Raw genomic sequence first — 14267 nt, forward strand, 5'->3', positions numbered from 1 at the left:
CCATTGCGCACACCTCAGTGAACAGCGCGTCACCTGAGTCCCAGCTTAGTGCGTCCGGGCCCCGCGCGGACCCGAACCACCGGGCCCGCGATCGCCCCGGGGACGCGGAGGCCGCCGAGCGGCCGGGCCGCCCGGGGCAGAAAGAGCTTTCCGTGGTCTTGACGGCCGCGTGTGGCACGACGTCAGAATCTGTTTGTTGGCGATCAGTTGTGAGTACTTCTGGGTCCTGATGAGCTTGATGAGGGAGATCCGCCATGACGGTCACGCGCAGATCGGTTCTGATCGCCTCCGCCGCCGCCCCGGCGGCCGGTGCGGTGCTGGGCGCCCCGTCGGCGCACGCCGCGGACGCCACGGAGAGCGGCGCGGGCCGCGGCACCATCCCCCTGCTCGACGGCTGGCGCTTCCTGCTGGTCGACCCCGACGGTTCCGCCGACGACTCCACCGGCGCCGCGGACCCGGCGTACGACGACTCGGCGTGGCGCGAGGTCGCCGTCCCGCACGACTGGAGCATCGAGCAGACGCCCACCACCGAGCACGGCACCACCAGCGGCACCGGCTTCCTGCCGGGCGGCCTCGGCTGGTACCGCCTCGCGTTCACCCTGCCGCCCGCCCTCGCCGGGAAACGGATATCGGTCGAGTTCGACGGCGTCTACATGGACTCGCGCGTCCACTGCAACGGCCGGGAGGCCGGCCGCCACCCCTACGGCTACACCGGCTTCGCTCTCGATCTCACCGACCTGGTGCACACCGACGGCCGTACCGAGAACGTCCTCGCGGTCCAGGTGCGCAACCAGTTGCCGAGCAGTCGCTGGTACTCCGGCAGCGGCATCTACCGCGAGGTCCGCCTCGTCGTCACCGAACCGGTGCACGTACGGCGCTGGGGCACGTACGTCACCACACCGCAGGTCAGCGAGGAGCGCGCCGTCGTCCGAGTGGAGACGTCCGTCGTGAACGCGTCGGGCACCGCACGCGAGGTCGAGATCCGGTCGGCGGTCAAGGACGCGGACGGACGCACCGTCGCCCGCGCCACCTCCACGGCCCGCGTCGCCGAAGAGGCGGACGAAACCCACGAACTCACCGTCACCCGCCCCCGGATGTGGGACTTCGCGACCCCGCACCGCTACACCCTGCACACCGAACTGCGCGTCGGCGGCCGGACCGTCGACACCTGCCGCACCCCGTTCGGCGTCCGCACCTTCCATGTCGACCCCGAGGAGGGCTTCCACCTCAACGGCCGGTACGCCAAGATCAAGGGCGTCGACCTGCACCACGACCTCGGCGCTCTCGGCGCCGCCGTGAGCATCGACGCGATCCGCCGCCAGATGACCATCATGAAGTCGATGGGCGTCAACGCCTTCCGCACCTCGCACAACCCGCCCGCGCCCGAGACGATCGCGGTCTGCGAGGAGATGGGCATCGTGATGCTGGTGGAGGCCTTCGACTGCTGGCGCACCGGAAAGAACCGCTACGACTACGGCCGGTTCTTCGACGAGTGGTGCGAGAAGGACGCCACCGAGATGGTGCTGGCGGCCCGCAACTCGCCCGCCGTGGTGATGTGGTCCATCGGCAACGAGGTCCCCGACTCCACCTCCACCGCCGGACTCGCCATGGCCGACCGGGTCATCGACGCCATCCGGGCCGCCGACGACACCCGCCCGCTGGTCATCGGCTCCGACAAGTACCGCCGGATGCCCGTCAAGGGCTCCGCGGCCGACCTGATGCTGACCAAGCTGGACGGGCTCGGCCTCAACTACAACACCGCCAAGTCGGTGGACGACCTGCACGCGGCCTACCCGCACCTCTTCCTCTTCGAGTCCGAGTCGTCGTCCGAGACCTCCACGCGCGGCACCTACCAGGAGCCGGAGCACCTCAACACCGGCGAGAACCAGACGCCCGGGAAGCGGGCCACCTCGTCCTACGACAACAACCTCGCCTCCTGGACCATGAGCGGCGAGTACGGCCACAAGAAGGACCGGGACCGGAAGTGGTTCGCCGGCCAGTTCCTGTGGTCCGGCATCGACTACATCGGGGAGCCGACGCCGTACGACGTCTTCCCGGTGAAGGCCTCCTTCTTCGGCGCGGTCGACACCGCCGGCTTCCCGAAGGACATGTACCACCTGTTCCGGAGCCAGTGGACGGACGAGCCGATGGTCCACCTGCTGCCGACGACCTGGAACCACCGCGAGGGCGACACGGTCGAGGTCTGGGCGTACGCCAACGTCGACACCGTCGAACTGTTCCTGAACGGCAGGTCTCTCGGCACCCGCACGTTCGACACGAAGAAGACCGTCGACGGCCGGACGTACCTGGAGACCACCGAGGCCACCGGCGACGACAAGACCTTCACCGAGGGCCCCTACCCCGGCAGTTACACCAGCCCGAACGGCAGCGCGGGCAAGCTCCACCTGACCTGGAAGGTGCCCTTCGAAGCGGGCGAACTGAAGGCCGTCGCCCGGCGGGCCGGCAGGGCGGTCGCCACCGACGTCCTGCGCACCGCGGGGGCGCCGCACGCCGTACGCCTCACCCCCGACCGCGACAGTGTCGCCGCGGACGGCCGCTCCCTGGTCTTCGTGACGGCCGAGGTGGTCGACCGGCGCGGTGTGGTGGTGCCCGGCGCCGAACACCTGCTCTCCTTCGACGTCGCGGGCGGCTCCCTCGCCGGACTCGACAACGGCCGCCAGGAGAGCGCCGAGCGCTACCAGGCCAGTACCCGCACCGCCTTCCACGGCAAGGCCCTCGCCATCGTGCGGTCCGGTACCCGGCCGGGCACGGTACGGGTGACGGCCCGCGCGGACGGGCTGCGTACGGACACGGCGACCGTGCGCGCCCGCCGCGCCGAGTCCCGCGCCACCACACCGGCCGCGGAGTTCCGGCCCGAGCACCCGGCGCCCCCGGACCTCCCGCACGCGGACGCGAGTTACTCCGGCCGCCCCGACACGCTCCCCGCCGCCATGCTCGACGGCGACCCGGCGACCGGCTGGTCCAACGGCTTCCACAAGGCGGCCACCGCGCTGCTGCCCGCATTCGAAGGAGCCCGCGCCGAGGACTGGGTCTCGGTCGACCACGGCCGCGGGCGCACCTACGACCGGATCGAGGTCTCCTTCACCGTGGACGCCACCCACAGCCTGCCCGCCACGGTCGAGGCCGCCGTCTGGGACGGCCGTGCCTGGCGCGCGGCCGAGGGGGCACGGACCGACTGGGCCGCCGCGTCCGACGCGCCCACGCTCATCACCTTCGAGCCGGTGCGCGGCTCCCGGGTCCGCCTCACACTGACCAGCCGCCACCCCGGTGAGCCGAAGGGCGCGATCCGCATCAGCCGCCTGGAGGCGCCCGTCGCCTGAGCCGTCGCTCGGGTCCGGACGGGAACCAGTCCCGTCCGGACCGTTGACGGGGTGTCATGTCTGCCACAAGCATGGCCCCGACCGCTTTTGGGAGCGCTCCCATTCCGGCGCCTCCCTCGACGTGAGCGCCATCCGCACCTCCCCCGAGGAGCCCAGACGTGAGAAAACGCAGAACCGCGCTCGTCTCCCTGACCGCGCTGCTGGCGGCGGCCGTCACCGCGCTGCCCGCCGCCCCGGCCGGAGCCGAGGAGACCGAGCAGGTCAGGAACGGCACCTTCGACAACGGCACCGAATCCTGGTGGACGAGCAGCAACGTCACCGCGGGCGTGTCCGACGGCCGGCTGTGCGCCGACGCCCCCGGCGGCACCGCCAACCGCTGGGACGCGGCCGTCGGCCAGAACGACATCACCCTGGCCGCGGGGGAGTCGTACAGGTTCTCCTTCACCGCGACCGGCACGCCCGCCGACCACGTGGTCCGGGCGATCGTGGGCCTGTCGGTGTCCCCGTACGACACCTACCACGAGGTCAGCCCGCAGCTGAGCGTCTCCGGCAACACCTACTCGTACACCTTCACCTCACCCGTCGACACCACCCAGGGCCAGGTCGGCTTCCAGCTCGGCGGCACCCCCGACCCCTGGCGATTCTGCGTCGACGACGTGTCACTGCTGGGCGGTGTGGCGCCCGAGCCGCACGTGCCCGACACGGGGCCGCGGGTCCGGGTCAACCAGGTCGGCTACCTGCCGTCCGGCCCGAAGAACGCCACGCTGGTCACCGACGCGACCTCGCGCCTGCCCTGGCGGCTGAGGGACGACGGCGGCCGGGTCGTCGCCCACGGCTGGAGCAAGCCGCGCGGCGTCGACGCCTCCTCCGGGCAGAACGTCCACTCGATCGACTTCGGCCGCCACAAGAAGCGCGGCGAGGGCTACACGCTGGTCGCCGACGGGGAGACGAGCCGCCCCTTCGACATCGGCACCGCCGCCTACGAGCGACTGCGCACCGACTCCGCGAAGTACTACTACACCCAGCGCAGCGGCACCCCGATCAGCGGCGACCTGCGCCCCGGCTACGCCCGCCCGGCCGGACACGTGGGCGTGGCACCCAACCAGGGCGACACCGAGGTCCCCTGCCAGCCCGGCGTCTGCGACTACACCCTCGACGTCTCCGGCGGCTGGTACGACGCCGGCGACCACGGCAAGTACGTCGTCAATGGCGGCATCTCCACCTGGGAGCTGCTCAGCACCTACGAGCGCTCGCTGCACGCCCGCACCGGGGAGCCGTCGAAGCTCGGCGACGGCACGCTCGACATCCCGGAGAGCGGGAACAAGGTGCCGGACATCCTCGACGAGGTCCGCTGGGAAATGGACTTCCTGCTGAAGATGCAGGTGCCGGACGGGCAGCCGCTGGCCGGCATGGCCCACCACAAGATCCACGACGAGGCGTGGACCGGACTGCCGCTACTGCCCAGCGACGACCCGCAGAAGCGCGAGCTGCACCCGCCGACCACCGCGGCCACCCTCAACCTGGCGGCGACGGCGGCCCAGGCGGCCCGCCTCTACCGCCCCTACGACCGGGAGTTCGCCGCGAAGGCGCTCGACGCGGCCCGCACGGCATGGGCGGCGGCGCTGGCCCACCCGGACGTGCTCGCCGACGAGAGCGACGGCATCGGCGGTGGGGCCTACCCGGACGGCCAGGTCGAGGACGAGTTCTACTGGGCCGCCGCCGAGCTGTACCTGACGACGGGGGAGCGGGACTTCAAGGAGTACGTGCTCAACTCCCCGGTCCACACCGCCGACATCTTCGGCCCGCTCGGCTTCGACTGGGCCCGCACCGCGGCGGCGGCCCGGCTGGACCTGGCGACCGTGCCCAACCGGCTCCCCGGCCGGGACAAGGTACGCCGCTCCGTCGTCCAGGGCGCCGACCAGTACCTGGCCACGCTCAAGGCGCATCCGTACGGCATGCCCTACGCCCCCGAGGGCAACGTCTACGACTGGGGCTCCAGCCACCAGATCCTCAACAACGCGGTCGTCCTCGCCACCGCCTACGACATCACCGGCGGCTCGAAGTACCGTGACGGCGCCCTCCAGAGCATGGATTACATCCTGGGCCGCAACGCGCTGAACATGTCGTACGTCACCGGCTACGGCGAGGTCAACGCCCACAACCAGCACAGCCGCTGGTACGCCAAGCAGCTCGACCCGGCGCTGCCGGCCCCGCCCGACGGCACCCTGTCCGGCGGGCCGAACTCGAACATCCAGGACCCCTACGCACAGAGCAAACTCCAGGGCTGTGTCGCCCAGTTCTGCTTCATCGACGACATCCAGTCCTGGTCGACCAACGAGCACACCATCAACTGGAACGCCGCACTGGCCCGCATGGCCTCCTTCGTGGCGGACCAGAGCTGACCGCACCACCGCTCCGCCCGCCTCCCGCGGTACCGTCGTGACACCGTTCTGACCTGCGCGTATTTACGGGTCAGTACCCGCGCGGTACCGTGGGAGGCATGCCAGCTCTGAACGTGGAGTTCAGCGACCGCGAGCTCGAGGACCTTCGGCAGATCGCCAAGGAACGCGGTACGTCGATGAAGGCGCTCGTGCGGGAGGCCGCCGCCGCCGACATAGCCCGGCACCGGGCGCTGCAGGAGGGCGCGGAGGCGTTCCGCCAATTCTTCTCTGCCCACGCCGACGAGTTCGCGGCCGCCTTTCCCGACGACGAGCCACCGTCCGTCACGGGCGAGGGGCGGGCCGCCTGACCCATGGCGCCGGTCCTGCACATCGACGTGCCCTGGCTGCTCCAGCGCCATGAGGAAGTGCTGCCGGAGCAGCCCACCGTCAACGACTTCTCCGCGTTGGTCGCCGCCGTCGCCCGGCACCGCGTCGACCCGCCCCGCCTCGGGGTGGACCCCGACCCGGCCTGGCGGGCAGCCGCCCTGCTGCACACGCTCGTCGTGCTCAAGCCCCTGCCCTCGGCCAACGCCCGCTTCGCCTGCGCGACCGCCGTCGCCTACATGTTCGCCAGCGGCGTCGGCATCGACCCGCCCTACGGCGCCCTGGTCGACCTCACGCGTGACCTGATGTCCGGCGGGGCCGACGTCTACGGCGCGGCCGACCGGCTGCGTTCCTGGCAGATCTGAATCCCGGCCGGCCGGCGCGGCCCCTTCTCGCGGCCACCGACCGAGGGCGGGAGGAACGGGGTCGGCGGCCCGCTCGCGCAGGAGAGCCGCCGACCCGCGCGGGGCCTTCCGAGAAGGGCCGCGGCCAGTCCACTACGCCGGGGCGCGCGCCGGGAGCGTGCGCGGCGCACCGGCGCGTGCACGTGTTTCACACGGGGCGCGTGAAGAAAGCCGAAAGCAGGTGCCGGCCACGTGAGTTGCCGCGGAATCTGACCTTCTTTCAAAGGCGGACGCATGTTGCCCGGTCGCCTTGTTGACCATGAGTGGTTTGTGCGAGAGTGAAGCACTCGTGCGGGGGGGTAAAGGCCGGGTCTCGCACGCGTCTTGATGAACCAGGTCCGTTTTCGCCGTGGCGAATTCACGCTCCCCACACCGCGCCCAAAAGGTATACACCAATCTGGGGTTGCTTTTCGGCGATCAGAACTTCTGAGTCACCTGCGCGTGGGAAGGAAACATCTCAGTGCCCACCCCCCACCCCCCTCGACCCGCGTACCCGCCCTCCGGCGGGGACCCCGGGGAGTCCGACGAGTCGCTGGCCGCGCGGCTCAGGGACGGCCCGGAGAGCGAGGCGTCCCGGACCGCCGCGCTACTGATGGCCCGCCACTGGCAGCCCGCCCACGACTACGCGACCATCTGCCTCGCCACCTCCGCCCAGGTGACCGCCATGGTCACCGCCGCCGCCTGGCACCGGGTCCTGGACCGGCTCGCCGGGGGCGAGCCCGCCACGGCCCTGCGGCCGCGACTGCTGGTGGCCGTCCGGGACACGGTCCGGCAGTGGTCCGCCGACGACGGGATATCCGTCGTTCTCCCGCAGTTGCTCAAACCCGCGGGCGGACGTGGTATGCGGGCCGCGAAGTCCCTGACTCCGGAAAACCGAACGCTTGCCGCACGCGCATTCGCTTCCCTTCCGGGACCGGCCCGTTGTTTGCTGTGGCACACGGAGGTCGAGGGTGAGCCCATAAGCGTCCCGGCCGGTCTGCTCGGCATGGATACCGACACCGCGTCGGCCACACTCGAACAAGCGCGTGAGAAATTCCGCGAGGGTTGTCTGCACGCGCATCGGCAACTCGCGCCGACCCAGGACTGCCGCTTCCACAGCCGTCTCCTCGATGTCCCGATCCGCCGGGGCGGCGCCCTGCTGCCGGACGTCCGGAAGCACCTGGCGGACTGCCGCCACTGCCGGCACGCGGCCGAACAACTCAGCCACTTCGAGCGCGAGTTGGGCACGCTGATCGCCGAAGCCGTGCTCGGCTGGGGTGCCCGGCGCTATCTCGACTCCCGTCCGGGACGCGCGACGCTGGGCGCGCTCGCCAAGGGCGCCGCACGGCACCGCGGCGGACGCCCCGGGCTGCTGGCCCGGATCCCCGTGCCCGTGCGCGGAGTGCCGGGCCGGTCGCGTTCCGGCCGGTCGATGCTCAGGCAGCTCGGCGCCGCCTCGGCCGGAGTGCTGGCGATCGTGCTCGTGGTCAGTGTGTGGTCGTACGACGGCGGTGGCGCCGATCCGGCCGCCTCCACCAGCGCCGTCGGCGAGGACGGAAACACGTCCGGGACCAGTCGCCCGAAACCGCCCGGCGCGGCCGGGCTGCCCACGGCGGCGGACCGGACGCGGCTGCGCAGCGTCGCCGCGGACCTGTGCCTCGACGTCCGGGGCGAGCCGAAGGCCGGCGCGGGTGCCCGGCTGGCGACATGCTCCGAGGCGTGGACCCAGCAGTGGGCCTACGAGGACGACGGGCTGCTGCGCAGCGTCGCCGACCCGGGGCTGTGTCTGGACTCGCAGGCGGACGCCGGAGTCGTCATTCTCGGTACCTGCGCCGACGAGGGCACCGAGCGGGGCGACGACGTGCGCTACGACCTGACCGGGCGGGGGGAGCTGGTGCCGCGCCGGCAGAAGCAGCTGGCCCTCGCCGCCACCACGGGTGCCCCGGACGCCGACATCGTCGTCGAGATCCACGACGGCTCCGACGGACAGCGCTGGCGGACCGACCCGGTACCGACGGCGGAGGGTTCCCTGTCGATCGCCGGTACCGGCGCCCCGGACGCCCGTCGCGTGGAGCTGCCGGGCGGCTGAGGCGGGCCGGACGGCGTCGGGTGCGCCGGACGGCGCTCCTGAGGGGTGCGGGGCCGTTTCCGCGCTGGTGGCGGCGAGCCCCGCGCCGCCACCACGGCCGCCGGGCGGGGCGGGGCGAGGCGGTCGCGGGGGCGTCTCCCCGGCGCCGGCGGGTCAGGACGTCTCCCCGGCGGGTCAGGCGGGATCCTCGACGAGGTCGGCGGGGCCGGGCGTGGTGGGAGAGGCGTGCCCGGAAAGGGCCAGGGTGAGGTCGAGTTCGGCGAGCAGGCAGCGGATCACGTGCTCGACGCCCGCCTGTCCGTCGAGGCCGAGACCGTAGACGTAGGGGCGGCCGAGAAGTACCGCTCGGGCGCCGAGCGCCAGCGCCTTGAAGACGTCGTCACCTGTGCGGACACCGCTGTCGAACAGCACGGTGAGCCGGTCGCCGGCCGCCTCCACCACGCGCGGCAGGGCATCGGCCGCCGCGACGGAGCCCGCCACCTGACGGCCGCCGTGGTTGGAAACCACCACGCCGTCCATCCCGGCGTCGGCGGCGAGCCGGGCGTCGTCCGGGTGCAGGACGCCCTTGAGAACGATCGGGCCGTCCCAGTTCTCCCGCAGGAACGCCAGATCCGGCCAGGACTTGGCGGGATCGGAGAACATGCCGACGAAGTGCATCACGGCCGCGTTCGGGTCCTCGTGCACCGGCTTCGCCAATCCCGCGCGGAACGCCGGGTCGGAGAAGTAGTTGGCGGTGCCCACCCCGTGCAGGAACGGCAGGTACGCCTGGTCGAGATCGCGCGGGCGCCAGGACAGCAGCGGCGTGTCCAGCGTGACGAACAGCGAGCTGTATCCCGCCGCCTTCGCCCGGTCCAGGAAACTGCGGGCCACCTCGCGGTCCTTCGGCCAGTACAGCTGGAACCAGCGCTCGGCGTCGCCCATCGCCTCGGCGACCTGCTCCATGGGCGTGCTCGACGCCGAGGACAGGATGTACGGCACGCCCTGCGCGGCGGCGGCCCGGGCGGCGGCCGGCTCCGCCTCCGGATGCATGATCGACAGGACACCGACCGGTGCCAGCGCCAGCGGAGCGGGCAGGGAGCGGCCCAGCACCTCGACCGAGAGATCCCGTTCGTGCACGTCCCGCAGCATGCGCGGGACGATCCGGCGCCGGTCGAGGGCCGCCCGGTTGGCGCGCGCGGTGCTGCCGTCACCCGCGCCGCCCGCGACGTATCCGACGGGGCCGGGACCGAGGCGTCGCTCGGTGAGCTCCTCCAGCCGGGTCAGGTCCGTGGGCAGCCGCGGCACGGCACCCGTCATCCCGTTGAGATAGATCTCGTACTGGAAGTCCGCCCAGTGCTTCGCCATCCCCAGGTACCGCCTCTCGTCGTCGAGCTCGCGCCGTCAGCACCATACCGGCGAGTATGCCGAGGTCGGCCGTCAGGGGGAACAGCCCTGTTTCAGGGATGTTTCAGGCCTATTGGCGAAGGTGTGGATCACGCCATTCGGCCAGTTCAGGTCTCAATAACCGATCAAGACCCGCCTCGTTCCGGACTTGGAACGTTCGAATCTCGTGACTTCACGCCACTGATTCAATACGCAAGGTTACCGAATCCCATGGGGTCGAGATGATTTTCGGCGACGGACTCGGCAGACTCGCGCTCGCCGTTCCGGCACCGACCGAGCTGGGCCGGCGACACCCTCATATCGAGCGGAAGGATGCACACAATGCGGAACACCGCGCGCTGGGCAGCGACTCTGGGCCTGACGGCCACCGCCGTCTGCGGGCCCCTCGCCGGGGCCTCCATCGCCTCCCCGGCCATCGCCCCCGCGTCGCTCTACGCCCCCTCGGCCCTCGTGCTGACCGTGGGGCACGGAGAGAGCGCTGCCACCGCCGCACCGGTACGCGCGGTCACCCTGACCTGCGCCCCGGAGGCTTCCGGAACCCATCCCGCCGTCGAAGCGGCCTGCGCGGAACTGCGCGGCGCGGGCGGCGACTTCGACGCCCTGGCCGCGGACGACGGCGTGCTGTGCACCCGGGAGTACGCCCCCGTGGTCGTCACCGTCGACGGGGTCTGGCGGGGCCGGCACGTCTCCTACGAGCGCACCTTCGCCAACGAGTGCGTGAAGAACGCGGGCAGCGCGAGCGTCTTCACGTTCTGAGGACCGGGACCGCCCGGTCCGTGCGGCGTGACCGGCGGCTCGCTACTGGGGAGTGCGAGCGCCGCCGTACGGAACCAGCGGTCCCGCACCGGGAGCGGCGGACGGAGTGGGGCCGTCCGCCGCTCTCCAGCAGGACGAGAACCGTCAGCCCGCAGCCGCCGGCCCGTCCCCCGTCCCGGACGACCTGGCGCGGTGGCTGGTGTCGCACCAGGGGAAGCGCCGGCTACGGCGACAGGTGCACAGCGCGACCCGGAAGCGGTCGGACGAGACCGTCGTCCCGTCCTCCAGCTCCACCTCCACCGGACCTTCCACCAGCAGCGGCCCCCGGCGCTGGACCTTGATCCGGCGCGCGGCGCCGGACGGGCGAGGGGTGTCAGACGGGCGAGGGGTGTCAGACGGGGAGTTCGGCACGGACGACCACCAGTTCTTCCTCGTTGTCGGACAGGGACAGCAGCCCGCGCTGCCGCAGCCAGCGTGCCCGGCCGCGCACCACGGGCCCGAACGCGATCCGCTGCCGCCGGGTCACCGCGGCCTTCAGTCCCGCCTCACGCAGCAGCCCGACGGTCCGCCCGGGGTCACTGAGCGCCGACTGCACCAGCAGCAGCACACCACCCGGACGCAGGAGGGCGGGCACCTCCCGGCAGATCCGGTCCAGGACCAGCCGCCCGTCGTGGCCCGCGTCCCAGGCCCGCGCCGCACCTCGCGGCGGACGGCCGTCGCCCGGCGCCGGTACGTAGGGCGGATTGGCCAGCACGAGGTCGAACGGCTCACCGCGTACGGGCGTGAAGAGGTTCCCGTGCCGGACGCGGATCCGCAGGCCGGCACGGGCGGCGTTCACCCGGGCCGCCCACACCGCGCGCCACGACACGTCCACCGCGGTCACCCGCGCGCCCCGCCGTGCCGCCGCCAGGGCCAGGGCGCCCGTGCCGGTCCCCACGTCGAGTACGGCCGCGCCGGGTGGGAGCGACTCGTCGGACAGCGCCCCGGCCAGCAGGGCGGTGTCCTCCTGAGGGGCATAGACGCCCGGTAGCACCATGAAATTCACGGAACCCACGTACCCCGGCCGTCACGAAATATGGGAGATACCGGAAGGTTCGCGGCGTGGGTCGGGCAGCGCTGTACGCAGGGACGACCGGCCGGCCCGCCAGTCGGCGAGCAGCCGGGCGCCGAACCGGTCCTCGACGTACCCGGTGGCGTCGATACCGAAGGCGACGTCCGCCGCGAGGTGCGGCTCCTGCTCCAGCAGGCCGCCGATCACCTCGTGCCGCACGATCTGCTCGTGCACCGCGTCGGCCTCGACGTGCTCGTCGTAGAAGTGCTCGGCGGCGGGCCCGGCGCCGGTGCGGCGCATCGCCTCGGCGAGCCGCCGGGAACCGGGCGACGAGGTGATCTCGACCGCCGCGAAATGGCCCACCAGGGCGCCGCGCAGGGCACGGTGCAGGCCGAACAGGGACATCATGTTCACCGTGGCCAGGCACTCGGCGGAGGCCGCGTCGAGATGACGCCCGTACGTGGTGTCCAGGCCCAGGTCCCGCATCAGGCCGGCGAACAGACGGGCGTGCACCCGGTCGGGCCGGCCACCGCCGTACTCGTCGAACTCCACCGCCGCCATCGCCGCCTTCGCGCGCCCCCACAGCCGGGGCAGCACCCAGGCGTGCGGGTCGGCCTCCTTCAGGTGGTACAGGGAGCGCTGGGCCGCATACTCGCGCAGGTGCCACAACTCGCCCTCGTCCCGCAGGAAGTGGCTGACGCCTTGCCCGTCGACCGGTTCGACGAGCAGCGCCCCGACCGCTTCCTCCACGCTGTCGTGGACCTCGGTGTCGGCGCGCAGCGCGGACAGGAAGCGGTGCTCCAGCGCGGCCCGGGTGCGCAGCAGGTCCGGGTCCCACTCGAGGCCGGGCGAGACACCGGCGAAACCCCGGTAATGCAACTCGTAGCACTGGTACAGGGCGAGCTGGAGGTCGTCGCCGTACGCCTGCGCGGCGGCGACGACCTGCGGGCCGGGCAGCGGGCCCGTCCCGAGCAGGTACGCGCCAACGGCCGCGGAGAGCGGGCCCCGGGCCGTCGGCAACTGTGGTCCTTCGCGGTCGTACTCCATGGAGTCGCGAGTACCCGGACACCGCCGTCGCACCCCGACCGCGCTCAGTGACGCGTCACTCGCCCTCGGAGTCCTTCTGGGCCCCGGCGTTGGGCGAGGTGGCGTCGCCCGCCTCGCCCCGGCGCGGGCCCTCGTCGGACTCCGCGTCGCGGGGCCTGGCCTCCTCGATCTCGCGCAGGACCTCCTCGATGGCCGTCTCGGGCTGCTTGTGGTCGCGGTCGTCGTTCTGGGACACGAAGGTCTCCTCTTCGTCGCACTGTTCGTTCGTTTCCGGCCTGTCCTGGCCTGCTACCGGCTCGTTCCCGGCCGGGGGGCGGGACCGGTCGCGTGGTCAGCCGGGCGTGCTCGCCACGCGCAGGGGCGCCGGGGTCGGCAGGTGGGCCTCTTCGTTGCGGCGGATGACCTCCGCCCACCAGGACGGGCCGTCCTCGATGTGGCGCAGCAGGACACCCTCGCGGATCGCCCAGGGACAGAGCGTGACCGTTTCCAGCCCGGTCAGCTTCATCGCCGTGTGCCCGACCACCGCCCCGGCCAGGCTCTGCGCCGCCCGCGGTGCGGAGATGCCGGGCAGCCGGGCCCGCTCGACGGCGGTCAGCGCGGCCAGCCGGCCGATCGCCTCTCCCAGGTCCGAGCAGCGCATCTGCCGCTCCACGAAGGGGCCGTGCCGGCCGGGCAGGGCCCCGCACAGCCGTCCGAGCTGCTGGAAGGTCCGTGAGGTGGCCACCGCGGTACGCGGCCCCTCCCAGCGGATCCGCGCCGCGACGTCCCGCAGCTGATGGCGGACCTTGCGGCGCAGCGTCCGGACCTGCTCCGGCTCCGGCGCGTCCTCGCCGCCGTCGAGGAACTCGTGGGTCAGCCGTGCCGCCCCCAGTGGCAGCGAGGCCACGAAGTCGGGCAGCCGGCCGCGGCCGAAGGCGACCTCCAGCGAGCCGCCTCCTATGTCGAGCAGGGCGAGCGGTCCCGCCCGCCAGCCCATCCAGCGCCGGGCCCCCAGGAACGTCAGCTCCGCCTCCACCTCGCCCGGCAGGGTGCACAGGGCGATGCCCGTACGGGCCCGGACAGTGCGCAGCACCTCGCGGCGGTTGGGCGCGGCGCGTACCACGGCGGTCGCGAAGGCCAGCGGGTCGGCCGCTCCCCAGCGGGCCGCCGTCCGGCTCGCGTCGGTGACCGCCTCCGCGAGCCGCTCCACGGCCTCCTCGGGGACCGGGCCGCCCGGCTTGACCTGCTCGGACAGCCGCAGCCGCCACTTCGCGGTGTGGACCGGCAGCGGTACCCCGCCCTCCGCGTCCGCCACCATGAGCCGGACCGTGTTCGATCCCACATCCACCACGCTGATACGCATGAAGGCGCAGGTACCCATTCTGGCGCCGGTCAGACGGCCACCGGGGCGGTACGGCCGGAAACCGGACGCTCCGGAGCGCGGGCCGCCCACCGGGCCGGGCGCCGCCCAGC

At 72.6% G+C, this 14267-nt stretch carries 12 protein-coding genes; 6 read left to right on the forward strand and 6 right to left on the reverse strand.

From position 1 onward, the window contains the following. Positions 1–254: 254 nt before the first annotated feature. The 5 genes from ACIQ1J_RS08580 (at position 255) to ACIQ1J_RS08600 (ending at position 8578) form a co-directional block, all read left to right on the forward strand. Positions 255–3341 carry a glycoside hydrolase family 2 TIM barrel-domain containing protein gene (locus ACIQ1J_RS08580; RefSeq protein WP_403555301.1) on the forward strand — a complete coding sequence of 1029 codons (3087 nt, stop codon included), beginning with the start codon at positions 255–257 and terminating at the stop codon, positions 3339–3341. A gap of 158 nt (positions 3342–3499) precedes the next feature. Beyond that, positions 3500–5743: a glycoside hydrolase family 9 protein gene (locus tag ACIQ1J_RS08585; RefSeq protein ID WP_403555304.1), complete on the forward strand. Its 2244-nt coding sequence runs from the start codon at positions 3500–3502 to the stop codon at positions 5741–5743. 98 nt (positions 5744–5841) lie between these two features. Then, positions 5842–6090 carry a hypothetical protein gene (locus ACIQ1J_RS08590; protein WP_210958190.1) on the forward strand — a complete coding sequence of 83 codons (249 nt, stop codon included), beginning with the start codon at positions 5842–5844 and terminating at the stop codon, positions 6088–6090. A gap of 3 nt (positions 6091–6093) precedes the next feature. Next, a complete protein-coding gene (locus ACIQ1J_RS08595; RefSeq protein WP_210958191.1) occupies positions 6094–6471 on the forward strand; it encodes a toxin Doc in 378 nt (125 codons plus the stop codon). Positions 6472–6970: 499 nt separating this feature from the next. Further along, a complete protein-coding gene (locus ACIQ1J_RS08600) occupies positions 6971–8578 on the forward strand; it encodes an RICIN domain-containing protein (RefSeq protein ID WP_403555307.1) in 1608 nt (535 codons plus the stop codon). A 174-nt stretch (positions 8579–8752) separates the two neighbouring features. Here the strand turns inward: ACIQ1J_RS08600 and ACIQ1J_RS08605 are convergent, their stop codons facing one another. Further along, positions 8753–9922: a lactate 2-monooxygenase gene (locus tag ACIQ1J_RS08605; protein WP_403555309.1), complete on the reverse strand. Its 1170-nt coding sequence runs from the start codon at positions 9920–9922 to the stop codon at positions 8753–8755. 360 nt (positions 9923–10282) lie between these two features. Here ACIQ1J_RS08605 and ACIQ1J_RS08610 point away from each other — a divergent pair, with 360 nt between their 5' ends. Beyond that, positions 10283–10717: a protease inhibitor gene (locus ACIQ1J_RS08610; protein ID WP_403555311.1), complete on the forward strand. Its 435-nt coding sequence runs from the start codon at positions 10283–10285 to the stop codon at positions 10715–10717. Positions 10718–10861: 144 nt separating this feature from the next. On the opposite strand, the gene ACIQ1J_RS08615 is transcribed toward ACIQ1J_RS08610, so the two are convergent. The 5 genes from ACIQ1J_RS08615 to ACIQ1J_RS08635 all read right to left on the reverse strand — a co-directional run bounded on the left by ACIQ1J_RS08615 (position 10862) and on the right by ACIQ1J_RS08635 (position 14157). Then, the gene (locus ACIQ1J_RS08615) at positions 10862–11128 is read right to left on the reverse strand and encodes a CDGSH iron-sulfur domain-containing protein (protein ID WP_403555313.1); all 267 of its coding nucleotides are present in this window, start codon (positions 11126–11128) and stop codon (positions 10862–10864) included. Then, the gene (locus ACIQ1J_RS08620) at positions 11109–11753 is read right to left on the reverse strand and encodes a HemK2/MTQ2 family protein methyltransferase (protein ID WP_210958196.1); all 645 of its coding nucleotides are present in this window, start codon (positions 11751–11753) and stop codon (positions 11109–11111) included. The genes ACIQ1J_RS08615 and ACIQ1J_RS08620 overlap by 20 nt, the downstream gene beginning before the upstream one ends. Positions 11754–11783: 30 nt before the next feature. Further along, positions 11784–12815 (reverse strand): iron-containing redox enzyme family protein, encoded by a 1032-nt coding sequence (locus ACIQ1J_RS08625; RefSeq protein WP_210958197.1) that lies wholly within the window; start codon positions 12813–12815, stop codon positions 11784–11786. Between the two features lie 55 nt (positions 12816–12870). Next, entirely contained in the window at positions 12871–13050 is a 180-nt protein-coding gene (locus tag ACIQ1J_RS08630) for a hypothetical protein (RefSeq protein ID WP_210958198.1), read from the reverse strand. Between the two features lie 96 nt (positions 13051–13146). Beyond that, positions 13147–14157, reverse strand: coding sequence for a Ppx/GppA family phosphatase (locus ACIQ1J_RS08635; protein WP_403555316.1), 1011 nt, complete (start codon positions 14155–14157; stop codon positions 13147–13149). Between the last annotated feature and the right edge of the window lie 110 nt (positions 14158–14267).

This window comes from Streptomyces sp. NPDC097107, assembly GCF_044762405.1.
In the GTDB taxonomy this organism is placed as follows: Bacteria; Actinomycetota; Actinomycetes; order Streptomycetales; family Streptomycetaceae; genus Streptomyces; species Streptomyces thinghirensis.